At 50.7% G+C, this 25,657-nt stretch carries 23 protein-coding genes and 2 pseudogenes; 3 read left to right on the plus strand and 22 right to left on the minus strand.

The annotated features are described in order from the left end of the window. Window positions 1-7: 7 nt before the first annotated feature. From EP25_RS0108800 to EP25_RS0108875, 16 genes are all read right to left on the minus strand, one after another. The gene (locus EP25_RS0108800; protein ID WP_031433531.1) at window positions 8-733 is read right to left on the minus strand and encodes a protein phosphatase CheZ; all 726 of its coding nucleotides are present in this window, start codon (window positions 731-733) and stop codon (window positions 8-10) included. 15 nt (window positions 734-748) lie between these two features. Then, window positions 749-1,123, minus strand: a complete 375-nt coding sequence (locus EP25_RS0108805) for a response regulator (protein WP_036300394.1) — start codon at window positions 1,121-1,123, stop codon at window positions 749-751. A gap of 146 nt (window positions 1,124-1,269) precedes the next feature. After that, the gene (locus EP25_RS0108810; RefSeq protein WP_031433533.1) at window positions 1,270-2,013 is read right to left on the minus strand and encodes an RNA polymerase sigma factor FliA; all 744 of its coding nucleotides are present in this window, start codon (window positions 2,011-2,013) and stop codon (window positions 1,270-1,272) included. Further along, entirely contained in the window at window positions 2,010-2,843 is an 834-nt protein-coding gene (locus EP25_RS0108815) for a MinD/ParA family protein (RefSeq protein WP_031433534.1), read from the minus strand. The genes EP25_RS0108810 and EP25_RS0108815 overlap by 4 nt, the downstream gene beginning before the upstream one ends. Before the next feature lie 31 nt (window positions 2,844-2,874). After that, window positions 2,875-4,305, minus strand: coding sequence for a flagellar biosynthesis protein FlhF (gene flhF, locus EP25_RS0108820; protein ID WP_031433535.1), 1,431 nt, complete (start codon window positions 4,303-4,305; stop codon window positions 2,875-2,877). Window positions 4,306-4,323: 18 nt separating this feature from the next. Then, window positions 4,324-6,423, minus strand: coding sequence for a flagellar biosynthesis protein FlhA (flhA, locus tag EP25_RS0108825; protein ID WP_031433536.1), 2,100 nt, complete (start codon window positions 6,421-6,423; stop codon window positions 4,324-4,326). Window positions 6,424-6,554: 131 nt separating this feature from the next. Then, window positions 6,555-7,685: a flagellar biosynthesis protein FlhB gene (flhB, locus tag EP25_RS0108830; protein ID WP_031433537.1), complete on the minus strand. Its 1,131-nt coding sequence runs from the start codon at window positions 7,683-7,685 to the stop codon at window positions 6,555-6,557. Continuing rightward, the gene (gene fliR / locus EP25_RS0108835; RefSeq protein ID WP_031433538.1) at window positions 7,685-8,461 is read right to left on the minus strand and encodes a flagellar biosynthetic protein FliR; all 777 of its coding nucleotides are present in this window, start codon (window positions 8,459-8,461) and stop codon (window positions 7,685-7,687) included. The genes flhB and fliR overlap by 1 nt, the downstream gene beginning before the upstream one ends. Beyond that, window positions 8,458-8,727, minus strand: coding sequence for a flagellar biosynthesis protein FliQ (gene fliQ / locus EP25_RS0108840; protein ID WP_031433539.1), 270 nt, complete (start codon window positions 8,725-8,727; stop codon window positions 8,458-8,460). The genes fliR and fliQ overlap by 4 nt, the downstream gene beginning before the upstream one ends. Before the next feature lie 10 nt (window positions 8,728-8,737). After that, on the minus strand, window positions 8,738-9,460 hold the full coding sequence (gene fliP / locus EP25_RS0108845) for a flagellar type III secretion system pore protein FliP (protein WP_200875090.1): 723 nt from the start codon (window positions 9,458-9,460) through the stop codon (window positions 8,738-8,740). A gap of 22 nt (window positions 9,461-9,482) precedes the next feature. Next, window positions 9,483-9,917: a flagellar biosynthetic protein FliO gene (fliO, locus tag EP25_RS0108850; RefSeq protein WP_031433541.1), complete on the minus strand. Its 435-nt coding sequence runs from the start codon at window positions 9,915-9,917 to the stop codon at window positions 9,483-9,485. 5 nt (window positions 9,918-9,922) lie between these two features. Then, complete coding sequence (gene fliN, locus EP25_RS0108855) at window positions 9,923-10,384, minus strand: flagellar motor switch protein FliN (RefSeq protein ID WP_031433542.1); 462 nt, start codon at window positions 10,382-10,384, stop codon at window positions 9,923-9,925. 253 nt (window positions 10,385-10,637) lie between these two features. Beyond that, on the minus strand, window positions 10,638-11,618 hold the full coding sequence (gene fliM / locus EP25_RS0108860; protein WP_031433543.1) for a flagellar motor switch protein FliM: 981 nt from the start codon (window positions 11,616-11,618) through the stop codon (window positions 10,638-10,640). A 1-nt stretch (window position 11,619) separates the two neighbouring features. After that, a complete protein-coding gene (locus EP25_RS0108865) occupies window positions 11,620-12,126 on the minus strand; it encodes a flagellar basal body-associated FliL family protein (RefSeq protein WP_031433544.1) in 507 nt (168 codons plus the stop codon). A 468-nt stretch (window positions 12,127-12,594) separates the two neighbouring features. Beyond that, window positions 12,595-12,795, minus strand: a complete 201-nt coding sequence (locus tag EP25_RS0108870; protein ID WP_031433545.1) for a YgaP family membrane protein — start codon at window positions 12,793-12,795, stop codon at window positions 12,595-12,597. A gap of 9 nt (window positions 12,796-12,804) precedes the next feature. Continuing rightward, window positions 12,805-14,079 (minus strand): NAD(P)/FAD-dependent oxidoreductase, encoded by a 1,275-nt coding sequence (locus EP25_RS0108875; RefSeq protein WP_031433546.1) that lies wholly within the window; start codon window positions 14,077-14,079, stop codon window positions 12,805-12,807. A 240-nt stretch (window positions 14,080-14,319) separates the two neighbouring features. Between EP25_RS0108875 and tnpA (EP25_RS0108880) the strand changes: the two are divergent. Together tnpA (EP25_RS0108880) and EP25_RS0108890 are read left to right on the plus strand one after the other, a co-directional pair. Continuing rightward, window positions 14,320-14,751: pseudogene (gene tnpA, locus EP25_RS0108880) on the plus strand (IS200/IS605 family transposase). Between the two features lie 146 nt (window positions 14,752-14,897). Beyond that, window positions 14,898-17,585, plus strand: a complete 2,688-nt coding sequence (locus tag EP25_RS0108890) for a response regulator (protein ID WP_031433547.1) — start codon at window positions 14,898-14,900, stop codon at window positions 17,583-17,585. Window positions 17,586-17,661: 76 nt separating this feature from the next. Here the strand turns inward: EP25_RS0108890 and EP25_RS0108895 are convergent, their stop codons facing one another. The 6 genes and pseudogenes from EP25_RS0108895 to adk all read right to left on the minus strand — a co-directional run bounded on the left by EP25_RS0108895 (window position 17,662) and on the right by adk (window position 24,970). Continuing rightward, entirely contained in the window at window positions 17,662-20,214 is a 2,553-nt protein-coding gene (locus EP25_RS0108895) for a FimV/HubP family polar landmark protein (protein ID WP_235185871.1), read from the minus strand. Between the two features lie 77 nt (window positions 20,215-20,291). Next, complete coding sequence (locus EP25_RS0108900; protein WP_031433549.1) at window positions 20,292-21,314, minus strand: aspartate-semialdehyde dehydrogenase; 1,023 nt, start codon at window positions 21,312-21,314, stop codon at window positions 20,292-20,294. 283 nt (window positions 21,315-21,597) lie between these two features. Further along, window positions 21,598-22,029, minus strand: a pseudogene (gene tnpA / locus EP25_RS0108910) (IS200/IS605 family transposase). A gap of 166 nt (window positions 22,030-22,195) precedes the next feature. Continuing rightward, entirely contained in the window at window positions 22,196-22,831 is a 636-nt protein-coding gene (gene leuD / locus EP25_RS0108915; protein WP_031433550.1) for a 3-isopropylmalate dehydratase small subunit, read from the minus strand. Further along, window positions 22,828-24,246, minus strand: a complete 1,419-nt coding sequence (gene leuC / locus EP25_RS0108920; protein WP_031433551.1) for a 3-isopropylmalate dehydratase large subunit — start codon at window positions 24,244-24,246, stop codon at window positions 22,828-22,830. Before leuC ends, leuD begins: the two co-directional genes overlap by 4 nt. Before the next feature lie 85 nt (window positions 24,247-24,331). Next, the gene (adk, locus tag EP25_RS0108925; RefSeq protein ID WP_031433552.1) at window positions 24,332-24,970 is read right to left on the minus strand and encodes an adenylate kinase; all 639 of its coding nucleotides are present in this window, start codon (window positions 24,968-24,970) and stop codon (window positions 24,332-24,334) included. Between the two features lie 199 nt (window positions 24,971-25,169). On the opposite strand from adk, the gene EP25_RS0108930 reads away from it, so the two are divergent. After that, window positions 25,170-25,637 (plus strand): CBS domain-containing protein, encoded by a 468-nt coding sequence (locus tag EP25_RS0108930; protein WP_031433553.1) that lies wholly within the window; start codon window positions 25,170-25,172, stop codon window positions 25,635-25,637. Window positions 25,638-25,657: the final 20 nt, after the last annotated feature.

Here is a 25,657-nt window from a genome sequence, read left to right on the forward strand (position 1 = left end):
CATTTCCTCAAAATCCCAAACTGGACAACAGGTCGTCAACATCGTCCTGACTGCTCGCAACATCGCCCCCCTTATCATCGATGCCGGGCACGGCCGGCCCCGGCAATTCGGGTTCCCCGGAGACTCCAGCCGCGGGTTTGATTTTACCGCCGGAAATACGGATGACTTCCACCATGCTGGCTTCCAATTCCTGAACTAAGTCGATCACTCGACGGATGATCTGGCCGGTAATGTCCTGAAAACTCTGCGCCATTAGAATGTCGTTGAGGCCGGCCTGCATGGACTGCAGCGAATTTTTCGATTCGCTGAAATGCAAGGCAATCTCGCGGCTCATCGTTCTGAATTCCTCATAAGGCATTTCCCGGTCTAAAAACCGTCCCCATTTGTCCGAAAGTTCGGCAATCTGCGTCGATAACTGTTCCGAAACAGGCAGCAAGGTTTCCACGGCATTCAAGGTCTGGTTGGCGGCCTGTTCTGTCATCGTAATGACATAATGCAAGCGTTCCTTGGCATCAGGGATATCCTTCTCGGTCATCGCCGCGATTCTGGAATCGACGGCAAAACTTGACAAGGTATCATGCAATTGCCGAGTCAACTTGCCCACTTCCTTGAATAATTGGGTTTCCCGTAAACCGGCAATTTCGTCAAGCAGTCCGTCCGCCTTCACCTCGTCACCTTGCTCTAAGGCGTTTACCAGGTCTTTCGCTAGGGCCAGGCGAGTATCATGCGTCATCAATCCACTCCCACCTTAGCCGTCGATACGTTCGAAAATCTTTTCGATTTTTTCCTTCAGGGTCGCGGCGGTGAACGGCTTGATGATATAGCCATTCACGCCGGCCTGGGCCGCCAGGATAATTTGTTCCCGTTTAGCTTCCGCGGTCACCATCAGTACCGGCAAGTCCGCTAGCTCGGGATTACCCCGCACCTCCTTAAGTAAATCGATCCCCGTCATCCCCGGCATATTCCAGTCGGTGATCAAAAAATCTATGCCGCCTTTCAATAAAACGGGTAACGCCGTTTTACCGTCGTCGGCCTCGACCGTATTGGTAAAGCCAAGATCCCGTAATAGATTTTTGACAATGCGCCTCATCGTCGAAAAATCATCGACAATGAGAATTTTCATATTTTTATCCAAGGATAATCTCCAACCTGCTTTCTTCTATTTCTCTTAAATTATCGTCATAAACCGTCATTTCTTGAACAACTGACTAAGGAAGTCGCGACGCGACGCGACGGTCTACCCTTTATTTTTCTCCAACAAAGGAGTGGTTAAGACAGTTTATCTTTTTCATCCAGCCAGTCCGCCAGCCGCGCTCTTAATCTCAACATGGCTTGGCTGCTGATTTGGCTGATCCGTGATTCGCTGACGTCCATGACATGCCCGATTTCACGTAAATTCAACCCTTCATCATAATAGAGCGCCACCACCAACCGCTCTCTTTCCGGTAACTGCCCGATCGCTTCGGCCAGGGCCTGCTGGAATTTTTCCCGCTGCAGTTGCTCGGCCGGTTGTATATCCGTTGACTGGGCATCCTTCAGAAATGCGTCGCCGCTTTGATCCAACTCTTCCATGCTGAATGTTTTACATCCTTGCGTATCCTGCAGGATGCGATTGTATTCCTCCACCGATATGCCCAAATGCTCGGCGACATCACTTTCCCGGGCATCGTGTCCCAATTTACTTTCGACTTCCCGTATCGCTTCCGCCACCATGCGCGCCTTTTTATGGACGGAACGGGGCGTCCAATCGGAGCGTCTGACTTCATCAAGCATTGCGCCACGGATGCGGATACCGGCATATGTTTCGAAACTAGCTCCCTGCGAGGGGTCGTAATTCTTGATAGCCTCCAATAGACCCAGCATACCGGCCTGAATCAGATCGTCCAGTAACACCGTATCGGGCAACCGGCCCAGCAAATGATAAGCAATGCGCTTGACTAACGGCACATGGCGCAACACCTGATCGTTGATGTCGCCGGTCTGCACCGAGGCATACATTGCTGCTCCATTCATGCAACATCCTCTTCCGAACTATAGCGAATCATACGTTCGACAAAAAATTCCAGATAGCCGCCGGCCCGCGTTTTAACCGGCCACAAGTCCACTTTCCGCGCCAGATTCTTGAACGCCAACGCCGACTTGCTTTGAGGAAAGGCCTCGACCACCGGGCATTGCTTCTGCACCGATTTGCGTAAATAATCGTCTGCCGGAATCGCCCCGGTGAATTGCAGATTCACATCGAGATAACGGTCGGTGACCTTGGTCAGCTTGCCGAATAAGTTCTGTCCCTGCTGCAATGACTGCACCATGTTGGTCACGATATGGAAATTGTTCAAGCCGTAATCGCGATTCAGTAATTTGATGTAAGCGTAAGCATCGGTCAACGAAGTCGGCTCGTCGCAGACCACGACAATAATCTCCTGGCAAGCCCTGGCAAAATTAACGACCGTGGCCGAAATTCCGGCTGCGGTATCGACGATCAGCACATCCAAATCCTTATCGATCTCACTGAAAGCGCGAATGACACCGGCCTGCTCGATGGTGGACAATTCGGACATATGCTGAATACCCGAAGAAGCGGGAATCACCATGAGCCCCGCCGGCCCGGTCAACATGATCTCATGCAGGTTTTTTTCGCCTTTTAAGACATGGGACAAATTGAACTGTGGAGACATGCCCAGCAGGATATCGACATTAGCGAGCCCCATGTCGGCATCGAGCAAGGCGACCCGGCGCCCCATTTGCGACAAGGCCACCCCCATGTTGACCGACAAATTGGTTTTTCCGACACCGCCTTTTCCACTGGTAACGGCAATGACCCGTACCGGTTTGATTGTTTTCATGTTTCTAATTCCAGCTGCCTGATCGAGTGGTTTATGCATAGCCTGCCGCCACCCAGTCTTCGTCGTTTAACTCATTAGTATAGTCGCTTTCCGTCCCTATCCCAGCAACACATTGCCCAATCAACGCTTCCGCCTCGGCCAAGCGGATATCCTCGGGCACTTGCTGGCCATCGGTCAAAAATGATAACGGTAACTGCTGTTCGATGATAGCCGATAATGCCGCTCCTTGCGCCACGGCTTCGTCCAATTTAGTCAAAATCCCCGCTTGCGGCTCGTATTGGCGGAAGGATTCGATGATTTCGTGCATGGCCTGATACTGGGTCGCCGCCGACATGACCAGATAAGTCTTGATGGCCAAATCGTGCTGGCACAGTGTTTTGATCTGTTCGGCCAACCTCATATCGCGCTGGCTCATACCTGCCGTATCGATCAAGATCAAGCGCTTATCACTAAAATCGCGGATATGATTGCGCAATTCCTCGGCATCATTGGCGACTCGCACCGGCACATCGAGAATCCGGCCATAGATATTCAGTTGTTCATGGGCGCCGATGCGATAATTATCGGTGGTGATCAAGGCGACGTCGCGGGTACCGTGCCTGAGAATAAATTGTGCGGCTATCTTGGCGATCGTGGTCGTTTTACCGACACCGGTAGGACCGACCAATGCCGCGATACCACCGGATTCCAGCAAATCATCGGCGGCGATCGGCAGAATTTGCGTCAACATTTCCTGCGCCTTGGTAAAAGCCAATTCGGCATCTTGCTGACTTTCCAGGCGATTAGCGATCTTGCTTGCTAAATTTTTGCATAACCCCATGTCCGCCATACGGCGCAATAATTCGACGCGAGTCGCATTCGATTGCTGAACGGGTTCTCTGTGCCGGTCCAATTGCGCCAATTTACTGTCCATCGCCGCCTTCAGGCCGTTGATCTCTTTACGCATTTCATTGCGCATTTCCTGCATTAACTGTTCGACGGAAAAGTCGAGGGATTGAGCGCCGACCGGCTTGACGGCGGCTTGCCGTGGCGCCGGCTTGATTGAGGAGCGTAAGGCCTGCGGTTTGGCGGGGTCGCTTGCTGTTTGCTTCTGCCTGTCATTAGTCGCCAATTGAATCTTTTCCGCATAACCCAGATATTGCTCCATATTGCGGCGAATCGGATTTTCCGGAATCGTTCCGTCCACGCCCCGCTTGCGCGTGCTGCTGATGATATGCAAGGGTTTGTCGGCCTCGTCGAACTTCGCCAATCCGGCGCTTTTCTGGGCCGCTTGCGCTTCACCCGGCGCTTGTTTTTTCAACTTGTTATGTATCGCCTGCTCGTCGAAATCGCGCGCGGCGACGATTTCGACGCCGCCATCGACGGAACGATTGGACATAATGACCGCTTCCGACCCAAGCTCTTCCTTGACCATTCGCATGGCGCTACGGATATCGGGGGCAAAAAAACGTTTAATCTTCATCGCGTTTCCTCATTGACTTTATGCACGCTGACCAACGGTCGAAATCACTTTTATCTGACGGTCTTCCGGAATCTCGTTATAGGCCAAAACATGCAATCCGGAAATGGAATGACGAACGAAACGGGCCAACCAGGGACGCACGAAGGAAGAAACCAGAACGACCGGCGTCAGGCCTTCCATTTCCATTTTTTGCGCGCTTTCTTCTAACGATTGATGCATTTGCTCCGCTAATCCCGGTTCCAGACCGGCACCGCCGTCGCTCGCCGTCTGCAATGATTGCTGCAAAATCCGTTCCAGGTCAGGGTCGAGGGTAATAACCGGGACTTCGGATTGTATACCATTGATTTCATGCAAAATTGATCGCCCCAACGAAGCCCGGACCGCCGACGTCAAGATGTCCGGATCTTGACTCTTAGGTCCATACTCCGCCAAAGTTTCGGCGATCGTGCGCATGTCGCGAATCGAAACATGCTCTTGCAATAAGTTCTGCAAGACTTTGACGATCACGCCCAGCGGCAGGGTTTTCGGCACCAAATCCTCAACCAGTTTCGGCGCCTGCTTGGCCAGGTTATCGAGAATTTGCTGCGCTTCTTCGTAGCCGAACAGCTCATGGGCGTTGGATTGCAGAATATGGCTTAGATGGGTCGCCACCACGGTGCCGGGATCGACCACGGTATAGCCCAAGGTTTGGGCATGATCCTTTTGGGACGATTCTATCCAGACCGCTTCCAAGCCGAAGGCCGGGTCGCGGCATGGCGTCCCCTGCAACGAGCCGAACACGCGGCCGGGATTGATCGCCATTTCTTTATCCGGCATGATTTCGGCCTGCCCCGCCGTGACCCCGAGCAAGGAAATCCGATATTCGCCCGGCGCCAAATCCAAGTTATCGCGAATATGCACCGACGGGATCAAAAAGCCCAGCTCCTGGGACAATTTCTTACGCACCCCCTTGATCCGCGTCATCAACTGTCCGCCTTGGTTTTTGTCGACCAATGGAATTAAGCGGTAACCCACTTCCAGACCGATCATGTCGACCGGCATGACATCGTCCCAGCCCAGCTCCTTGATTTCGGTCTTGGCGTGTTGTTGCGGCACTGCGGCGGCCTGTTCCAGAACCAAGCTTTCTTCCTGCTTGCGGCGCCTGTCGATCATATACGCCGAGCCCACCAGGGCCAACGATAACAGGATGAAGACCATATTCGGCATGCCGGGAATAATACCCAGCAATCCCATGACGCCGGCCGTGATCAAAAGCGTTTTCGGATCGTCGAACAATTGCGCCGAAACCTGCTTGCCGACGTCCTGATTACTGCCCCGCACGCGGGTCACGACGATGGCCGAAGCGGTAGACAATAACAGCGCTGGAATCTGCGCCACCAGACCGTCACCGATGGTCAGCAACACATAAACCTCACCGGCATCGGCAAAACTCATGTCGTGCTGACCGACACCGATCGAGAGGCCGCCGATGATATTGACGAACAGGATGATGATTCCGGCCACCGCATCGCCGCGGACAAATTTACTGGCACCGTCCATCGAGCCGTAAAAATCGGCTTCCGAGGCAATTTCCTCGCGTCGTGTTCGCGCTTCGTCCTGAGTGATCAGGCCGGAGTTCAAATCGGCATCGATCGCCATTTGCTTGCCGGGCATTGCATCCAGCGTGAACCGCGCGCCGACTTCGGCCACCCGCCCGGCCCCCTTGGTGACGACGACGAAATTGATGACCACCAAAATGGCGAATACGACCAGGCCGACGGCGAAATTGCCGCCGATGACGAAGGAGCCGAAGGCCTCGATCACCTTGCCGGCGGCGTCTCCGCCCTGGTGCCCTTCCAATAGGACGACCCGAGTCGATGCGACATTGAGCGCCAGACGCAACATCGTCGCTACCAGAATCACCGTCGGAAACACCGCAAACTCGAGCGGCTTCAAGGTATATACCACGACCAACAAGATGATCAGGGAAAAGGCGATATTAAAGGTGAAAAACAGGTCCAACAAAAACGGCGGCAATGGCAGCACGACCATCGCCAAAATCATTAGGATAACCACCGGAGCGCCTAGCCCCATACTGGCAATCGAACGAATTGTCTGTAATATTTTTTGCAAATTCATAACGGTTCAAAACATGGTGGAGCCGAAACAACCAGGTCGCCTCGATGCTTGCACCATCCAAGAGGCAAGCGAATACAAGGCGACGACTTTTCGTCTCTCTCATGCAAGAAGTCAGCCAATTTTGAAAGGGATTAATATTGCCTGAAATCGTCGGGCACCGAAACGTCCGCCGGCGGATAGGGTTTGGCCCAACCGTTTTCGACGGCGGCCTGTAATTGAAAAACATAGGCGAGAACTTGGGCAACGGCCAGAAACAGGCCTTGCGGAATTTCCTCGTTGAGATCGGTCGAGTAATATAGCGCCCTGGCCAACGGCGGAGCGGCCACCAGCGGCACATCGGCGGCCAGGGCGGCGTTGCGAATCTGCGCGGCGATCAGGTCGACGCCCTTGGCCACGACACGCGGCGCGCCGCTGCTGAAACGGTCATATTTCAATGCAACGGCATAATGACTTGGGTTGGTGACGATGACATCGGCCTTGGGCACTTCCTCCATCATCCGCCGTTGGGCGATATCCATCTGCATGCGGCGAATCCGTCCCTTGACCTCGGGACTGCCTTCGGACTCCTTGCTTTCATCTTTTACTTCCTGTTTGGTCATCTTTAACTGCCGCTTGTTATTCCACAATTGATATGGGACATCGACCACGACGACCAACAATAATGTCGAACTCAACAGCAGTAAACACCAGAGGATGATTTCGGCCGAACGATAAATGGCCTGGTCCACCGGCTGGTTGTTCAGGCCCATCAATTCACCGCGATAGCTATTGAACAAGATATCGGCAACGAGAAAGACCAGGGTTACCTTGATCAATGCCTTGATCAATTCGACCACCCCCTGTATGCCGAATATTTTTTTCATCCCGTTTAACGGATTGAATTTGGACAATTTCGGCTGTAACGCTTCGCCGCTGAAATTCCACCCGCCCATCAGCATCGGCGTGATCAAGGCCGCCACGGCCAGCACCAGTGCAAACGGCATAATCAACCAAACGCCCTCGACCATGACGCGGTTAAAGTGGCTGACGGGACTGGCCGGGTCGAAAATGACGTCGCGGGAAACGCTGAGCTGATTCCTCATGATTTCCGCAAGCCCCTGAGCGATGTAGCCTCCCATGAAGATGAACAACACCGATCCGACCATCAGCGAGACAAAGGTATCCAGTTCCCGCGAACGCGGCACCTGGCCTTTTTTGCGCGCGTCGGCCAGACGCTTCGCGGTGGGTTCTTCGGTCTTGTCTTGCCCGCTATCTTCGGCCATTAAGGCAACCTCAACAATTCGCTGATTAAGGCAAAACCTTCCCTGAGGATATCGGCGAAACTTTCCAAAATATCGGGTAAGGTAATCCAAATCAACAACATACCCAGCATGATAGTGATCGGAAAACCGACGCCGAAAATTTGCAATTGCGGCGCCGCCCTGGAGGCGACACCAAAACTGATGTTGACGAACAGAATGGTCACCATGACCGGTAGCGCCAGCAATACGCCACCGGCGAAAATTTGACTGCTCCAGGCGATTACCCGCCATAAATCCGGCACGTTCAGGCCAGTGGCGGCGATCGGCAAGGTCGTGAAACTTTGCGCCAGCACCTCGATCAATAACAAATGGCCGTCATAAGACAAAAACAACAAGCTGACGGCAATGACGAAGACTTGCGCCACGACCGGCACCTGAATGCCGGTAGCCGGGTCTACCAGGGAGGCGAAACCCAAGCCCATGCTGTAGGCGATCGACTGGCCGGCTACCAAAATCACCGAAAATACCATCTGCAAGATAAAGCCGGCAGTGATGCCCAAGACGATTTGCTGAACGGCGACCATGAATCCCTGATAGCTGAACAAAGCGATGTCCGGCGGGGACGGCAATACCGGCACGATCACCGAGGTGATCAACAGCGACGCCAATACCCGGATTCGAGCGGGGACGGCCTGGACGCTGAAGACGGGAACCGAAATGAACATCGAGCCGATACGGAAATAAGGCCACATATAAGATGCCAACAAGCCCAACAATTGCTCTTCACTGAAAATCATCCGATCAGACTGGGAATTTCCCTGAGCAAGTCCTGAAAATAATCGATCAGCATCTGCAACATGCCGGGACCGGCAATCATCAGCACGATGATGATAGTCGCCAACTTGGGGATAAAGGTCAGGGTCTGTTCCTGTATGGAGGTCGCGGCCTGGAACATCGACACCAGCAGGCCGACCGCCAGCGAAGACAGCAGAATCGGGGCGAGAATGCGCACGGCCAACCAAACGGTGTCCTGGGCGACGATCGAGATGGTATCCGGGGTCATTATTTTCGCCTCAAGTCACGTAAAAACTGGCGGCCAGCATTTCCATGACCAGCGACCAGCCGTCCGCGAGAACAAACAGCATGATCTTGAACGGCAACGACACAATCATCGGCGACAGCATCATCATCCCCATCGACATCAGAACACTGGCCACCACCAGATCGATGACCAAAAACGGCAAGAATATCAAAAAGCCGATCTGAAAAGCCGTTTTCAGCTCGCTGGTGACGAAAGCCGGCAGCAACAGCGAAAACGGCACGTCATCGACCGATGCGAAATCCTCGCGACCGGAAATACGCATAAACATTTCCAAATCGGCCTCGCGGGTCTGCCGCAGCATGAACTCGCGATAGGGTACGGAGGCCCTTTCCAACGCCGTAGTCAGATCAATTTTTTCTTCCAGATAGGGCTGTAGCGCCGTGCCGTTGACCTTTTCAAATACCGGCATCATGATGAAAACAGTCAGAAACAGCGATAGACCGAGCAGGACCTGGTTACTCGGTGCCTGTGCCGTGCCGATCGCCTGTCTTAATAGCCCCAGCACGATCATGATACGGGTAAAGGATGTCATCGTCAGTAACAATGCCGGCAAAATGGTCAGCACCGTCATGACGGCCAGCACTTGTATCGTCACGGTATAGGTCTGGCCGCCTAGCGGATTGGTCGTGACCGTGATAGCGTCGATGCCTGGCGCCGCAAAGAGCCCTGACTCGGGCCACAATAACGCGGTCATTGCCAGGGCGACCCAACAAGATTTACCCATCCGACCTCCCTTTCAACGCCTGCCGCAATTTATCGGCGAAATCGCCACGACCTAGATCGGCCGATTCCTGATACAGCCGGTCCTCGCCCTCCAATTCCATGAGTTTATCGATCCGATTCGGCGTGACGCCCAATAAAAGCTGCTTGTTGCCTACTTTGATCAAGACCACTTTTTCCCGCATCCCGAGCGATAAAGCAGTGACGATATTAAGTTGCTGCCTTCCCGGCAGAGAGAACTGTCCCGTTTTTCGTATCAGCCAGATGCACAATAAAAAAATCGTCAACACCAACACCAAACTCAGAGACCAGTTCATGGCATCGGCATAACCGGGCGCTTTAAACACCGGCTTGGCATTAGGGGTTTCCGCAGACGCCATGGCTCCACTGGCATACAAACCCAACGCGAAAATCATCAGTACTCTGGACATTGGTATCAGCCGAGCTTTTTCACCCGTTCCGCAGGACTGATCACATCAGTCAATCTGATTCCAAACTTATCATTAACCACAACCACCTCGCCATGGGCGATCAGGGTGCCATTAACCAAAACATCCATCGGCTCGCCAGCCAAGCGATCCAACTCGACGACGGACCCTTGGTTCAGTTGCAGTAGATTTCGGATATTGATCTTGGTACGGCCTATTTCCATGGAGATGGTGACCGGCACATCGAGAATAACATCGAGTTTTAACTCCTCGTTATCCAACGGCGAGGCACTGTTAGCCTGCTGACCGTCGAATTCCGGAAACTCAGCCGAGTCGTAACCCGAACCTTTACCGGCTTCCGCCTGCTCTTTCAACGCTACGTCCCAATCGTCCCCGGCACTGCCCTCAGCCTGTTCCTCCATCGCCGCCGCCCAATCGTCGCCTAATTCTTCGTTATCGTTTTCGCTCATGCTATACCTGCCTTTGTATATAATCTGAAAGCCGTGGAAGCTAGCTCCACTTGCTTAACCCGGCTTTGTCAATGGTGTGCTATTAGTCTTCAAGCCATTGATTAATATACGTTAAAAATCATGCCGGCTTCCTTGTTTATAGCGCCATAAAAATCATTTATTCATTATTTATCAATATCTTACAAATTTCGGTGACAAGGTTGGATTAATAAGTTTAATGGAATTTGCTTCACCGCGGCACTAATGTCAGAGTCTAGAGCGTCTCCTGACTCAATTTTTCCAGAATCTGTACTGCATAATTACCGTCCGACAGCCCCAGTTTTCCTTTGAACACGGGGATCTCCTCGGCATACAATGTCACCATTTCGGGCATCTCGACCGGTATTACGTCACCGGCACGAAATTTCATCACATCTCTTAAAGGAACTTCCTTTTCGAACAAAATGCTGCTGAGTTCAACCTCGCCGCGCATGACTTCATTGCGCAGCGACTCTTGCCACCGGCCGTCGACTTCTCCCCGATCGCTGGTAACCGCATCGAGCAATTCCCGAATCGGTTCTATCATGGTATAGGGCATGGCGATATTAAGATCGCCGCCGCCACCTTCCAATTCGACATGAATCGTCGAAATGACGACAATTTCCGAAGGACTGACGATATTGGCAAATTGCGGATTGACTTCCGAATTCATGTATTCGAAATTCATATCCATGACCGGTTTCCAGGCCTCTTGCAAGTCCTTGAAAACCATGTCGAGAATCAAACGAATGACGCGCATCTCGGTCGGGGTGAATTCGCGTCCTTCCACTTTGTTGTAAAACTGGCCGCCACCGCCGAAAAAATTGTCTACCGCGGTAAACACCAATCTGGGCTCCATGACGATCAGCGCGCGCCCCCGTAATGGAGACATGCGAATAATGTTCAGATTGGTCGGCACGAACAAGCTTTGAATGAACTCGGAGAATTTTTGTACCTGTATGCCGGAAACCGAAATTTCAGCAGACCTTCTCAGGAAATTGAATAGCGAGATACGAAAATAGCGGGCGAATCGTTCATTGACCATTTCCAGGGTCGGCATTCGCCCTCGGACGATACGCTCCTGACTGGTAAAGTCATAGACGCGCGCACCCTGCTCGCCCTCTTCCTCCGGTGCCTCGGTTTCAACCTCGCCCTCGTCGACACCATGCAGTAAAGCGTCGATTTCGTCTTGCGATAAAAGATCCGCGGTAGACATCTTATTGCATCACGAATGCGGTGAAAAAGACTTCCTGAACTTCGTTCTTGCCGGTCATTTTTCTCATGACTTCTTCCGTTTCCTCCAACATGCGGCGACGCAGCTCATTTTTGCCTTCTTTGGTATGCAACTGATCGGCCCCCATCGCACTAATCGTCATCAATAAATTATTCACTATCATAGGCTCATGCTTTTTTAGCGCATCTTCGCTATCGTGATCACTTAAAAACGCCACCTTTATTTCGATAAGACTGGCACTGCTTCCTTTGGGAAAATTGACGCGCAAAGGCTGTTCCACATCGTAGTAGTAAAATTCCTTATTTGCCCCATCGCTGCTTTCCGATTGCTGCCGGTCTTCTATTTCTTCTTCAGGCACGACACTATTGTTGCCATTCAGCATAAAAAAAACCGCGCCACCAACAATAATCAACAGCAACAGGATTATAATCACGATCAGTATCTTTGCAGTTTTTTTCTCTGCCCCACCATCCTGTTTAGCTTCCGCCATTCTTTCAACCTGTCTGTTAGCCCACAAGCAATCTATATTCCAAATATATAAAGAAACTATAGATCAATAAGATACAACTGCCAGCGAATGATGAGACAATTTTTTGTCGCTCATTCGAAGCAGTTTCCTATCGTTCACCGACTTAATTATTGCGTTTTCAGCCTAGAAAAGGCTGGATTCCAATAATTTAGCGTCACTAATGCGACTATTCTAGCAGATAGCGTACATTTATTGATCGAAGGAAAACTTAAACAATGTAGAAGGGAAAAAAGAGAAGATAAATTGAAACAGCGCAGTAAACACTAAAGAGATGAACTATTGGACGATAACAACCGTTGAAGAAAAGATGATCTAAACAGTGTAAAAAGCGCATCGGCCGCATATCCACATAGCTTGTGCGACAGCCTCTTAAGAGAAAGTTGCCGGAGAATAACAACATTGCATCATTCTCCGGCTCGTTGCTAACAATTAAAAGGCATTGCCCGACTTGACGCCGATTTTTTTCAGCACGATCGCCAAAGGACAAAAACCGGTAAATGCCGATTGCAATAAATTGGCGCCGACAAAGGCGGTAAACCATAGCCAGTACAGCGAATGCCACACGGCCAAGCCGACACTCAGCAAAATGAATGTCCCGGCTACTGCCAGAACCCAACGATCGATACTCATTGCCGGCTCCTATTTTAAACGAACCACGCCCATCAATTTGAGCATCATTCTCTCATAGAAAGGTTCGCTGATGCCTTTACGTACTTTACGCATAAAATATTTTTCGAAGCCGATCTTAGCGGCATGCACCCATTTGCCATGGCTGGACCATGTCGTGTTTCTAGGCGGAATCTGTGGCACTGCCAGGAAGGCGACACCGGTGTCACCCAGATCGGCCAGACACAGCGCGCTTAAACTCGGTACATCACTCGGCTCTTTGCCTTCCAGTTCGTCACGGATATTATGCGCGGTCGCCGTCACCATGGACTCGATCATATAACCCGTTTTCGGCGTGCCGACCGGTAAAGGGGTTTTTTCCACAGGAGGCAACGCAATACAGACGCCCACCGAATAGATATTTTTGAAGGTCGGATTGCGTTGATGTTCGTCGACGATGACAAAACCGCGAGGGTTAACCAGCCCTTCCGCCTCGACATTACGCACCGCATCGACCCCGGTAAAAGCCGGCAGCATCATCGAATGCTTGAACGGCAGCTCATGCTTGGTTTTTTCTTCGCCGTTGTCGTCCACCTCGGTCACATACATCATACCGTCCTCGATGCGATCGACCTTGGCGTTAGTAATCCATTTAATAGTTTTATCGCGTAACGCACTTTCCAACAGCCCCTTGGTATCGCCGACGCCGCCCAACCCCAAATGACCGATATAAGGCTCGGATGTTACGAATGTCATCGCGACCTTGTCACGAATTTTACGTTTACGCAATTCGGTCTCCAGGATCATCAGATATTCATACGCCGGGCCGAAACAGGAAGCGCCTTGAACCGCGCCGATAACGATCGGGCCCGGATCATCCATGAATTTATCCCAATCCTGGGCGGCAAGCGCCGCGTGATCGACATGACAAACCGATGAAGTGTAGCCCTCGGGCCCCAACCCAGGCACCTCATCAAACGCCAAACGGGGGCCCGTGGCAATAATCAAATAATCGTAATCGACCGAGGAGTTATCGGCCAAATGCACTTTATTGTTTACGGGATCTAGCTTGACCGCAGCCTTTTGGATGAATTCGATGCCTTTTTTCTTCATAACCGGCGCCAATTCGATTTTCAAATCTTCCGGTTTGCGCCATTTAGGCGGAACCCATGGATTGGAAGGCACGAAATGAAAAGTCGGCGAATCGGAAATCACGATGACTTCATGTTTCTTTTTCACCACTTCCTTCATTTCGAAAGCCATCGGAACCCCACCGATACCGGCGCCTAATACTACAATTCTAGCCATAACGCTCTCCTCATCTAATTTTATCCAACACACCCGCTAGACATCATTAAAATACTAGTATGGTAATGAGCTATATAACAGGAATGTCCAGTGAAAATTTTCTTTTTTCTTAACTAACTACGAGTCGATAGAATATTAGAATTCTCTAAAGTATTCAACTTTAATTATCCATCATAAGGTTTAAACCACCGGCTTTAGCCGGTCAGCTTTAGCTGCGATAATTTGCCCAAGGAGGTGGCGATGGACTATAGATACGGCAGCCATACGGTTTACCAAATTGAGTATCATTTTGTTTGGGTTACGAAGTATCGTTATAAAGTGCTGAAGGATGAAATAGCCGAACGAGTGAGAGACTTGGTGCGGCAGACATGCGAAGCCTTTGAGATACGGATTATCAAAGGTGTCGTGAGCAAAGATCATGTGCACATTTTGGTGAGTGCGCCGCCGACTATGGCCCCAAGCGAAATCATGAGGCGAATCAAGGGACGAACTTCGAGCTATCTGTTCGAAGAGTTCCCGCACTTGAAAAAGCGATATTGGGGTCGACATTTTTGAGCCCGCGGTTATTTTTGCGCCACAGTGGGGCAAATGACTGATGAGATGATAAAGCAATATTTGGAGCATCACTTTGAACCTAATCCAAACGATAATTTCAAGATGGAGCCCGACTAAGACGCGTCGTTTAGTCGACGCGTATCCGGACTTTCAGTCCGTTATTGGAACCCACCCGCTTGAGCGGGTGGTTGTTTAGTTATCTTCCCTTTGGCATACTCTATATCTCGTAGAGTAGCCATTCTATACCTAAATATAGAAAGTAAATGCATTTTAAAATCAACACCAAAGGCATCCGTTTTCGCTTGTTCTTTATGGGAGTCGCACCCGCCTTGTTGCTGGTCATTTCGCTTGCCAGTTATTTCGTCGAACATCAATTTCACTATCTCGAACAATCTTTACACGAGCGCGGGCAAACCATCGCCAAGCAACTTGCCGTCGCCAGTATTTATGGCGTATTCTCCGGCAACAAAGCGATGCTGAAAGAGATGGCCAACGATCTGTTGCAGGAAAAGGATGTCGTGTTTGTCGCGATTAAAAACCTGAATGGGGAAATCCTTGCTTATTCCAGCAATATGCTGAATAAAAACAGTGAAAAACTAAAAATTTTTGATGCCGCAGTGAGAATTCAATCTCTGCGGCAAAACGCCGCCGCCATGGATTTCAATTTATTTGAAATCGAGGACAGCGATAAAGAAAGGAAAATAGGCAGCGTATCGGTCGGCATCAGCCCAGCCCCCATTCAAGCGGCTCGCCATCAGTATCTCCGTAATAGCTTAACCATCATCATCGGCTGCTTTATCTTTGCGCTGATGCTCGCATTCCGTCTCAGCAAAACCATCAGCTCGCCTCTGATCAATTTGACTCAAGTGGCGAATGATTTGGCTAACGGCAACATGGACGCGCGCGCCGGCACAACCACTACCACAGAAATCGCAACACTTTGCGAAAGCTTTAACGCCATGGCGGTAGGCCTGCAAGAAACCCAAGACTATTTATTGCAACAAGTGAACAATGCCGTCAAGGAACTTACGGTAACCATGGAGAAACTGGAAGAAAAAAATCAATCGCTGGAAAAAACCACTCAATTAGCCATTGCCCAAAACGAAACGAAATCGCAATTTCTGGCGCACATCAGTCATGAAATCCGCACGCCGATGAACGGCATCATCGGGTTTATCGAACTGCTCACGCAATCGGAATTAACTCCCCGGCAATTGGAACAAGCCAAGTTAATCAAGACATCGGCCTGTACTCTCTTAACTATCGTTAACGAAATCCTCGATTATTCGAGCCTCGAAACAGGAAGTTTCAGAACCGAAAGCGTAGCTTTCGATATCCGCGAGTGTATTGAAAACAGCATTACTGCAATCGTTTCTCGCCGTAGAGACGTCCAAATAATTATCGATATCGCCCCCGATTTGCCGACCATGATCACCAGCGACCCGGTCCGTCTTAGCCAAGTGCTTACCAATTTGGTCGGTAACGCCAGCAAATACACAGACCGTGGCTATATCATCATCCGCGGCACCCTGACAAAACAATCCAAATTATTTATTTCGGTTACGGACACCGGCATCGGTATTGCCAAGGATGTCATGAAGGACCTTTTCCACCCTTTTCTACAAATTAGCGAATATGCCGTGAATAAGGAACTGGGTACGGGATTAGGTTTAACGATTGCAAAAAACATTGTCGAAAGATTAGGCGGCAACATCGGCGTTAAGAGTCAATTGGGAAAAGGCTCGACCTTTTGGTTTGACTTGCCGATAACGACCGTTAATGAACAACCCACAGAAGAACACGATGCCTTGATCAGCATAATCGACCCGTTGTCCATCAGGCGTAAAGCCTTACTGAAACAACTCACCCATTTAGGCTTTGGCTGCCGTTTGTTTGCCTCCGTCGAGCAATATCAACAAGCCGGCGCCTGGGAAATCATTTTGTATGCAGCCGGCGAAAGCCTAAAGACGGATGACGACTTCAATACCGAATTGGCACGGATAAGGACTTTTACAGGCAATAAAAAAATCATTTTCATGACCCACCCCCTACAAAACCCCGGTACCGTGGATATTTTGCCCATACCCTGCCGCTCGGCGTTCTTGGACCAATTGATCACGGACACGCTTTCGCTATTTCCCAAGCCCCCTAGCGATAAACTGGCTTTGCCGGAACCCGACATACCTCCGAGTTTCCCCGTATTCATTGCCGACGATAACGAAATCAATCGCCTACTACTCAAGTCCCAACTGGAAAGCCGTTCCAGCGATATCACGCTCGCAGAAGACGGCAAACAGGCTCTCTCGTTACTACAGCAAAGAAAGTATCAATTGATTTTGCTGGATCTGCAAATGCCTTATTACAGTGGTCTGGAATTGCTGGAAAAAATCAAAGAGAAAGATTGCATCAACCACAATACGCCGGTCATCGCCATTACCGCCCATGCCCAAAGCCATCAGCGAAAAAAATTAATCGATGCCGGATTCGATGAATGCCTGATCAAACCGGTACTTCTCGAACAACTTGAAGAAATGCTCGATCTATGGCAATCGCAATCCCGGAATGCCCCTTCCCAACCTTCTCCGGGCATGGAATTCCTTGAGCAAATGCTGGAAAAAACATCTCACAACGAACAATTAGCCGAGGTCTTGTTTAACAAACTGTTTATTGAGTTACCGGAACAATTGGCCAACATACAGCAAGCAATCGATCAATCCGACTTCGCACTCGCCAAAGAAATCACACATAAATTGCATGGTTCGGTCAGCTTTTGCGGATTCATCTCGTTGAAGGATGCCGCACGTCAATTGGAAATCGATTTATCCAACCAGAAAGTCGAGGCCAGCCTGATGAACTTCGCAGCACTAAAACAAGGAATCGATCATTTTCTCAATCAAAAACAGACTATTCTACGGGAATTGTCGAAAGCTGACGCAGCAAGCGAAAAATAGTCTATAGGCTATTTTCCGCTTGCATAAAAAAAGCCCGTAACGGGCTTTTTTTATGCGGAATCTCCTCAACCCCTTCTTATTTCATTTGATCCAATAGAGATTGAGCGGTTTGCTTCTGTTGATCGTTACCTTTCTCTATCACTTCTTCGGCAATCGATTTCGCGGCATCCGTATCGCCCATATCGATATAAGCTTTGGCAAGGTCGATTTTCGTCTCGAATTCATCCATATCGGTCAAATCCGACACGCCCGATTCCGGCATTGACTCGTCTTCCAGATCAAAATTGAAATCGAACTCTTCATCACTATCGGACAACTTTTCTGCTTCCGCGGCTTGCTGTTTTTCTACCGATCCCTCAATCGTGGAGAAGTCGAAACTTTCCAAATCATCATCGGCTTCCTCGCCCAGTTTCAGCTCGGGGCCTTGCTCATGCTCTTCATGCTCTATATCGCTGCTAAAATCGAACGTTTCGAACTCTTCCTCCGGTTCCGCCTCGGTTTTTGGTTCCTCGGCTTCCTCATCGGCAAAAGCGCTCAAGTCGAATTCCACGCTCTCGATATCTTCTTCCTGAGCCGGTTTTTCTTCAGCGGTTTCCGGCTCTTCGAAAGCGCTAAGATCGAAATCCAAGCTATCGTTATCGCTTCCTTCTTCATCGACTCCTTTGATAAGCTCGTCTTCGTCAGCAAAATCCTGGTCAAACGAGGTCAAATCGAAATCATCTTCTCCTCCCTTGGCTCCGGTTTCATCCGTCTTTTTTTGTTCGACATTCCGCTTCGCCTCTTCTTCTAGAGCCTCGTCTTCGACCGTCTCGCTGGCTGTCAAAATGGCGGAACCTGGGATGATCTCATTACCCATCTCCAATACTTTGGACCAGAAGGTATGGTCATTACGCTTACCTTCCTCCGCCAATTCGCCGACATAATCTTCAAACGCATCCTTGTTCTCATTGGCATAGAAAATTTCCAGCAATTTGAGTTTACAGTCGTTACGCTCCGGCTCGTCGGCTATTGCCTGGCGCATCAATTCCTCGGCCTGCTGATAACGGCCATAGGCCAAATAAACATCCGCTTCGGAAATAGGATCGACCTCGTTCATATCGGAATCGAAGGCATCGAAATCACTGGGCGTAAATTCGCTTAGAAACGAACTTTCACCCACGGTACCGACATCGTAAGCGGGACTTTCATCGGACGATAGGGTTGAAACAATCGTAGATTCCTCGGAATCAGGCATCCTGATTTCACTGGAAGAGGCAAACATGCTTTCATCGATGCCGCCACCGTGCTCTTCAGGTCTGCGTTGACGCCACCATAACCACCCCAAACCGCCGAGCAATACCACAGCGACACCACCGATCGCCAAATAATAGCTATCCCCGAAAAGCCCTCCCTCCGGCTCGACAGGCGCAGGCTTTATTTTCTGTTTTGGCGCCGGTTTAGGCTTCGGTTTTACGACTGCCGGCTTCTCGGACTGGGTCGCCTCGGCTCCTTCCCGTGGTTGAACCGGCGTTTGAGGAGTTTGCTCCTGTTCCAGCAATTGTTTATTTTGCAAGGCCGCTAGCTGCTCATCCTTTAAAGCCAGCAATTTTTGCATCATTTCCAATTGCTTTTCCAATTTCTCCAGGCGCTCCCGCATTTCCTTGTCGCCACCTGATTCGGCCGCCTGGACTTCCGCATCTTCCGCGCTGAGTTCTTCTTCGGCAACAGCTTCTTTTCTGACCTGTTCCTGCTCGGGGCTGACCTCGGCTTTGCCTTCCACGCTTGTCTCTACCGGAGCCTCCAGTTCCAGCTGACTACTGACGGCTTCCTCCGCAACCGGCACGGCCGGTTTTTTGCTAGCCGCCGGTTTAGCCGCAGCTTTCCAAGCATTGACTTGTTGCTTGAACAAACTGGCGGCTTGTTGCCTGGACAGCTTTACAATCGTGTCTTTATTAGGGATATCCAGAACCTGACCGGACATCAGCGCATTAACATTGTCCTTATAGAAGGCCCGAGGATTCGCTTCATAAATCGCCATCATCATTTGTTCCGTGGAGATGTCCTCGGATGGCTTGACTTGTTCGGCTATTTGCCAAAGCGTATCCGACTGCGTAGTCGGACCGTAACTGTCGACCTGAATTCCTTCGCCGACCGCACTTGGAGCCTTTTCCGCCAGCTTGGGAGTCGCTGCCATAGGCTGTTGTACCTGTTGGGACGGTTCCGCCTGCTCGGCAACGGGAACCACCGGTTGCTCATAGGCCGCCGGCGGGTCCACCAAGACCGTGAACTCACGGTACATATTGCCCTTGGTCCAGGTGACTTCGAGCAAGAAATCCAAAAAGGGTTCTTGTAGGGCCTCATTGGAACTTAACTTAACGACAACGGCACCGTTAGGTTTAACCACCGTATCGAATTTGATTTTCGACAGAAAGAAACTCCATGGCACGCCGGCTTCATCGAATTTTTCCGGCGGCGCCATCCTTACCTGGATATCGGAAGGACTTTCCCCGGCAGATAACAGCAGATTAATCTCGGCATTGAGTTTTTGATTAAGGGCTGAGTGCAATTTAAGATCGCCAATCCCCAAGGGCTGTGCACTAGCCGGTGCCAGTAACGATACAACCGCTAAAGTTTTAGTTAAATTGCGCACTTCGCTCTCCTACAAATACAAATAGATAGACCACAGTTTTTTACCGAGAATAACCAAATATACTTGGTAAGCTTAGTCTAGATGTAATTTTTTACTAGGTCTTCCGCTATTTGTACGCTATTTAAAGCTGCGCCCTTCCTCACATTATCGCCAACCACCCACAGATCGATACCTTGCGGGTGAGAAATATCCTCCCGGATACGGCCGACAAAGACATCATCATTACCTGACGACTCAGTCACTGCGGTAGGATAACCACCGTCGACACGCTCGTCCAGCAAGGTAATGCCAGGGGCCGCTTGCATCAATTCCCGCACCTGATCGACGGAAATCTTGCTACGCGTCTCGATATGCACCGCCTCGGAATGCCCGTAAAACACCGGCACACGAACAGCGGTCGGATTGACCTGTATGCTGTCGTCGCCAAGAATTTTTCGGGTTTCCCAGACCATTTTCATTTCTTCCTTGGTGTAGCCGTTATCCATGAACACATCGATCTGCGGCAATACATTGAAAGCGATTTGTTTGGGATACACTTCCGCCTTGATCGGCTTGCCGTTTAATAACGCCGCCGTTTGCGTCGCCAATTCCTCGATCGCCTCCTTGCCGGTACCGGACACGGCTTGGTAAGTGCTGACATTGATCCGAGCGATACCGACGGCATCGTGGATCGGTTTCAGCGCCACCAGCATTTGAATAGTCGAACAGTTAGGGTTGGCGATGATACCGTGTTTTTTATACTCGGCGATTTTCTCCGGATTGACTTCCGGCACGACCAGCGGGATTTCGTCGTCATAACGAAATTGCGAGGTATTATCGATCACGACACACCCAGCCGCGGCAGCCTTCGGCGCATATTCCGCCGAAATACCCGCGCCGGCCGAGAACAGACCGATTTGGACTTTGGAAAAGTCGAATTCCGCCAGGTCTTCGACCGTAAGCGAGCCCCCCTTGAAAGGAATACGCTTACCGGCCGAGCGGCTGCTGGCTAAGGCGTAAACATTGCCCACCGGAAAATCGCGTTCTTCCAAAATAGACAACATGGTTTCTCCGACCGCGCCGGTTGCTCCGACAACGGCCACATCATAAGTTTTAGACATTTTCATGCTCCCTTACTTTAAATTATGAGTTAAGAGCCGGAATAATAAATCTTAGGCAAATTGATCGATTAAAACGGGAAAGAAATTTGAGTTTCAGGAAACTATTGTGCTGCTTGCCATAGCAGCACTTCCCTTTGACATAGGTTATAAAGTGGTGCCTTGGCGACCGTAGAGATGGAAACTATTGATTTTGCGGAAACAAAACTAAACAACCACCCGCTCAAGCGGGTGGGTTCCAATAACGGACTGAAAGTCCGGATACGCGTCGACTAAACGACGCGTCTTAGTCGGGCTCCATCTTGAAATTATCGTTTGGATTAGGTTCAAAGTGATGCTCCAAATATTGCTTTATCATCTCATCAGTCATTTGCCCCACTGTGGCGCAAAAATAACCGCGGGCTCAAAAATGTCGACCCCAATATCGCTTTTTCAAGTGCGGGAACTCTTCGAACAGATAGCTCGAAGTTCGTCCCTTGATTCGCCTCATGATTTCGCTTGGGGCCATAGTCGGCGGCGCACTCACCAAAATGTGCACATGATCTTTGCTCACGACACCTTTGATAATCCGTATCTCAAAGGCTTCGCATGTCTGCCGCACCAAGTCTCTCACTCGTTCGGCTATTTCATCCTTCAGCACTTTATAACGATACTTCGTAACCCAAACAAAATGATACTCAATTTGGTAAACCGTATGGCTGCCGTATCTATAGTCCATCGCCACCTCCTTGGGCAAATTATCGCAGCTAAAGCTGACCGGCTAAAGCCGGTGGTTTAAACCTTATGATGGATAATTAACACTCCGCCAAGCCAACCGGAAGCTGCAAACCATCGTCATAAGGGCTGGGCCGCTTCCCATTAACCCAGCCCTCGGGAATAGCAGATCAATCCGCGAACAACCAAGGCGCGCGCTTGGCCCGCTCCGCTTCATAAGCCTTGATTTCATCGGCGTGCTGCAACGTCAATGCGATATCGTCCAAGCCATTCAACAAGCGAAATTTACGCGTTTCGTCGACATCGAAATTGATAACCCGTCCCGCTGGTGTCGTGATCGTTTGACCGGCCAAATCGATCGTCAAACGGTAGCCATCTTTCATCTCCTGGAACAAACTATCGACCACATCGGCAGCCAACACGATCGGCAAAATACCGTTTTTGAAACAGTTATTATAAAAAATATCGGCAAAGCTCGGTGCGATGATCGCCCGAAATCCGTAATCCTCCAAAGCCCAAGGCGCATGCTCTCGCGACGAACCGCACCCGAAATTCTCGCGGGTCAGCAAAATTTGCGCGCCTTTATATTGCGGCTGGTTCAACACAAATTCCTGGTTCAACGGGCGATTCGTGCAATCCATGTCCGGTTCGCCGCGATCCAGATAACGCCACTCGTCGAATAAATAGGGGCCGAATCCGGCGCGACGGATCGATTTTAAAAATTGTTTCGGAATAATCGCATCGGTATCGACATTGGCTCTATCCAACGGCGCCACCAGCGCGCTCAAGGTAGTAAACGGGTTCATTGTGCGCCTCCAGCTAGTTCGGCAATATCGACAAAATGTCCGGCGATGGCAGCGCCCGCCGCCATCGCGGGGCTGACCAGATGGGTTCTCCCGCCATAGCCTTGACGACCTTCGAAATTACGGTTCGACGTCGAGGCGCAACGCTCGCCCGGTTCCAAACGGTCGGCATTCATTGCCAAGCACATGGAACAGCCCGGATCGCGCCACTCGAACCCGGCCTCGATGAAAATTTTGTCCAGTCCTTCCTGTTCAGCCTGCTGCTTAATCAAACCGGAACCCGGCACGACCATCGCCAACTTGATGCTGTCGGCGACTTTCTTGCCTTTAGCGATCGCTGCCGCCTCGCGCAAGTCCTCGATCCGCGAATTGGTGCAGGAACCGATGAATACCTTGTCGAGTTGAATATCCGTTATTTTCTGTCCGGCCTGTAGCGCCATATAATCCAAAGCGCGCTGCATGCTTTGTTGTTTGACCGGATCGCTTTCGGCGGCCGGATCGGGCACGGACTCATCGATGGCCACAACCAATTCAGGCGAAGTGCCCCAGGTTACTTGCGGCTTGATTTCAGACGCATCCAATTCGACCACTTTGTCGAATGCAGCATCGGCATCCGAATGCAGTTTTTCCCATGCTCTCACAGCCATATGCCAGAGCTCGCCTTTAGGAGCAAGCGGACGATCGCGGTAAAAGTCGATCGTCGTATCATCGACCGCGATCAAACCGGTCCGCGCGCCGGCCTCGATCGCCATGTTGCAGACCGTCATGCGTCCTTCCATCGACAAGGCGGTAATCGCATCGCCTGCGAATTCGATCGCATAACCGGTTCCGCCTGCGGTACCGATCTTACCGATAATCGCCAAAACGATGTCTTTTGCGGTCACGCCCGGTTTGACCTGACCATTGACCTTGATCAGCATATTTTTTGATTTTTTCTGCACCAGGCATTGGGTCGCCAAGGCGTGCTCGACTTCCGAAGTACCGATACCGAAGGCCAAAGCCCCGGAAGCGCCATGGGTCGAGGTATGCGAATCGCCGCAGACCACGGTCATGCCCGGCAGCGTCGCCCCTTGCTCGGGCCCGACCACATGCACGATGCCTTGGCGAATATCGCTCATGTCGAACTCGGTAATGCCAAATTCGGCACAGTTGTTTTCCAGCGTTTCCACTTGCAGCCGAGAAACCGGATCGGCAATGCCTTGGTCGCGGTCGGTGGTCGGCACGTTATGATCGGCGACGGCCAGATTTCTGGAGGTGCGCCACGGCTTTCTGCCGCTCAAGCGCAAGCCTTCGAAAGCCTGCGGAGAAGTGACCTCGTGCACCAACTGACGGTCGATATAAATCAAACAGGAGCCATCTTCTTCGCGATGAACAACATGGTCCTCCCATAATTTGTCGTATAAAGTTTTACCTGCCATAGTTTTACGTATAGTCGTTTTTAAATGTCAACGGTGCCGGCGGATTATTCTGACGATCCGCCGGTACCGTCATGTTAGAGAGTACTCAGCCCAAGATGGCAAAAACCTTCGCGGTAATCTCGCTGACCGGCCCGACTCCAGCAATGGAATCAAATTTCGCCGGTTGCGCCGGATCGGAATAATAGCCAACCAACGGTTTGGTTTGCTCGTGATAAACACTGAGACGTTTGCGCACGGTTTCTTCCTTATCATCGTCGCGCTGAATCAGCGGTTCGCCGGTCACATCATCGATACCTTCCTGTTTCGGCGGATTGTATTCGACGTGATAGGTACGACCTGAGCCCGGATGAACGCGTCTGCCGCTCATCCGCTTGATGATCTCTTCATCGTCGACCGCGATTTCGATCACGTGGTCAATCTCGACCCCCATGTTCTGTAAGCCTTCCGCCTGCGCGATCGTTCTTGGGAAACCGTCCAGCAAAAAACCATTGGCACAGTCTTCCTGGGCGATACGCTCTTTGATCAAGCCCAAGATAATGTCATCCGAAACCAACCCGCCGGCATCCATCACTTTTTTCGCTTCCAGTCCCAACGGAGTACCTTCGCGCACAGCGGCACGCAGCATGTCGCCGGTCGAAATCTGCGGGATCGCATATTTTTCGGTGATAAACTGAGCCTGGGTCCCTTTACCGGAACCTGGGCTACCTAAAAGGATAATACGCATATAGACAACTCCAGAAGCATGACTAAGGCGGCAAACGCCTCTACAAAAACATGATTACCTGGGCGTCGAGAAAAAGCTTTCCCGATCGCTCAGCAAAATTTGATATTTTAACTGAAATATACCGTTTGCGCTTTAATCTCTTGTCAAAACAGCCAAATTTACTTATTCTTGTCCAGCTAAATCAAACGAGGAGTATTTTATGCGCGTTGAAGAGTTAATGACTGCAAAGGTTTACACCGTCAGCCCACACGATATGATCGACCGAGTGTTCTTTCTCATTCATTATGAAAAGGTTCGTCATCTACCCGTGGTCGAAAAAGGCAAAGTGGTTGGCATCGTCTCCGACCGAGATCTTTACAAAGCACTGGGCCCTAAAAGCAACACCAACGCGATAGAACCCAACACCAGCAACACCGAACTGCATGTCATCCCCAAAAAGGTCATGAACATCATGCGCCGCGGTGTGTTAACTGTCGAACCCGACACCTCCGCCGCCGATGCGGCTGGAATCATGGCCGATAACAAAGTCGGCGCACTGCCGGTCGTTAAAGACGACAAGCTGGTTGGAATTTTGTCGGCCACCGACATTCTCCGAGTCTTTTCAAAATTGGAACACGCCCGCGAAGAAAGGGAAAAACGCATTGCCGAAGGCGTTAGCCATACATGATATAAAAAGCCCCGCCGGGG

Source organism: Methylomarinum vadi (genome assembly GCF_000733935.1).
In the GTDB taxonomy this organism is placed as follows: domain Bacteria; phylum Pseudomonadota; class Gammaproteobacteria; order Methylococcales; family Methylomonadaceae; genus Methylomarinum; species Methylomarinum vadi.

What these genes read in the sequence shown, in the direction of transcription:
- EP25_RS0108800 (WP_031433531.1), bottom strand. Translation starts at nt 733, where the DNA reads ATGACGCATGATACTCGCCTGGCCCTAGCGAAAGACCTGGTAAACGCC.
- EP25_RS0108805 (WP_036300394.1), bottom strand. Translation starts at nt 1,123, where the DNA reads ATGAAAATTCTCATTGTCGATGATTTTTCGACGATGAGGCGCATTGTC.
- EP25_RS0108810 (WP_031433533.1), bottom strand. Translation starts at nt 2,013, where the DNA reads ATGAATGGAGCAGCAATGTATGCCTCGGTGCAGACCGGCGACATCAAC.
- EP25_RS0108815 (WP_031433534.1), bottom strand. Translation starts at nt 2,843, where the DNA reads ATGAAAACAATCAAACCGGTACGGGTCATTGCCGTTACCAGTGGAAAA.
- flhF (WP_031433535.1), bottom strand. Translation starts at nt 4,305, where the DNA reads ATGAAGATTAAACGTTTTTTTGCCCCCGATATCCGTAGCGCCATGCGA.
- flhA (WP_031433536.1), bottom strand. Translation starts at nt 6,423, where the DNA reads ATGAATTTGCAAAAAATATTACAGACAATTCGTTCGATTGCCAGTATG.
- flhB (WP_031433537.1), bottom strand. Translation starts at nt 7,685, where the DNA reads ATGGCCGAAGATAGCGGGCAAGACAAGACCGAAGAACCCACCGCGAAG.
- fliR (WP_031433538.1), bottom strand. Translation starts at nt 8,461, where the DNA reads ATGATTTTCAGTGAAGAGCAATTGTTGGGCTTGTTGGCATCTTATATG.
- fliQ (WP_031433539.1), bottom strand. Translation starts at nt 8,727, where the DNA reads ATGACCCCGGATACCATCTCGATCGTCGCCCAGGACACCGTTTGGTTG.
- fliP (WP_200875090.1), bottom strand. Translation starts at nt 9,460, where the DNA reads ATGACCGCGTTATTGTGGCCCGAGTCAGGGCTCTTTGCGGCGCCAGGC.
- fliO (WP_031433541.1), bottom strand. Translation starts at nt 9,917, where the DNA reads ATGTCCAGAGTACTGATGATTTTCGCGTTGGGTTTGTATGCCAGTGGA.
- fliN (WP_031433542.1), bottom strand. Translation starts at nt 10,384, where the DNA reads ATGAGCGAAAACGATAACGAAGAATTAGGCGACGATTGGGCGGCGGCG.
- fliM (WP_031433543.1), bottom strand. Translation starts at nt 11,618, where the DNA reads ATGTCTACCGCGGATCTTTTATCGCAAGACGAAATCGACGCTTTACTG.
- EP25_RS0108865 (WP_031433544.1), bottom strand. Translation starts at nt 12,126, where the DNA reads ATGGCGGAAGCTAAACAGGATGGTGGGGCAGAGAAAAAAACTGCAAAG.
- EP25_RS0108870 (WP_031433545.1), bottom strand. Translation starts at nt 12,795, where the DNA reads ATGAGTATCGATCGTTGGGTTCTGGCAGTAGCCGGGACATTCATTTTG.
- EP25_RS0108875 (WP_031433546.1), bottom strand. Translation starts at nt 14,079, where the DNA reads ATGGCTAGAATTGTAGTATTAGGCGCCGGTATCGGTGGGGTTCCGATG.
- EP25_RS0108890 (WP_031433547.1), top strand. Translation starts at nt 14,898, where the DNA reads ATGCATTTTAAAATCAACACCAAAGGCATCCGTTTTCGCTTGTTCTTT.
- EP25_RS0108900 (WP_031433549.1), bottom strand. Translation starts at nt 21,314, where the DNA reads ATGTCTAAAACTTATGATGTGGCCGTTGTCGGAGCAACCGGCGCGGTC.
- leuD (WP_031433550.1), bottom strand. Translation starts at nt 22,831, where the DNA reads ATGAACCCGTTTACTACCTTGAGCGCGCTGGTGGCGCCGTTGGATAGA.
- leuC (WP_031433551.1), bottom strand. Translation starts at nt 24,246, where the DNA reads ATGGCAGGTAAAACTTTATACGACAAATTATGGGAGGACCATGTTGTT.
- adk (WP_031433552.1), bottom strand. Translation starts at nt 24,970, where the DNA reads ATGCGTATTATCCTTTTAGGTAGCCCAGGTTCCGGTAAAGGGACCCAG.
- EP25_RS0108930 (WP_031433553.1), top strand. Translation starts at nt 25,170, where the DNA reads ATGCGCGTTGAAGAGTTAATGACTGCAAAGGTTTACACCGTCAGCCCA.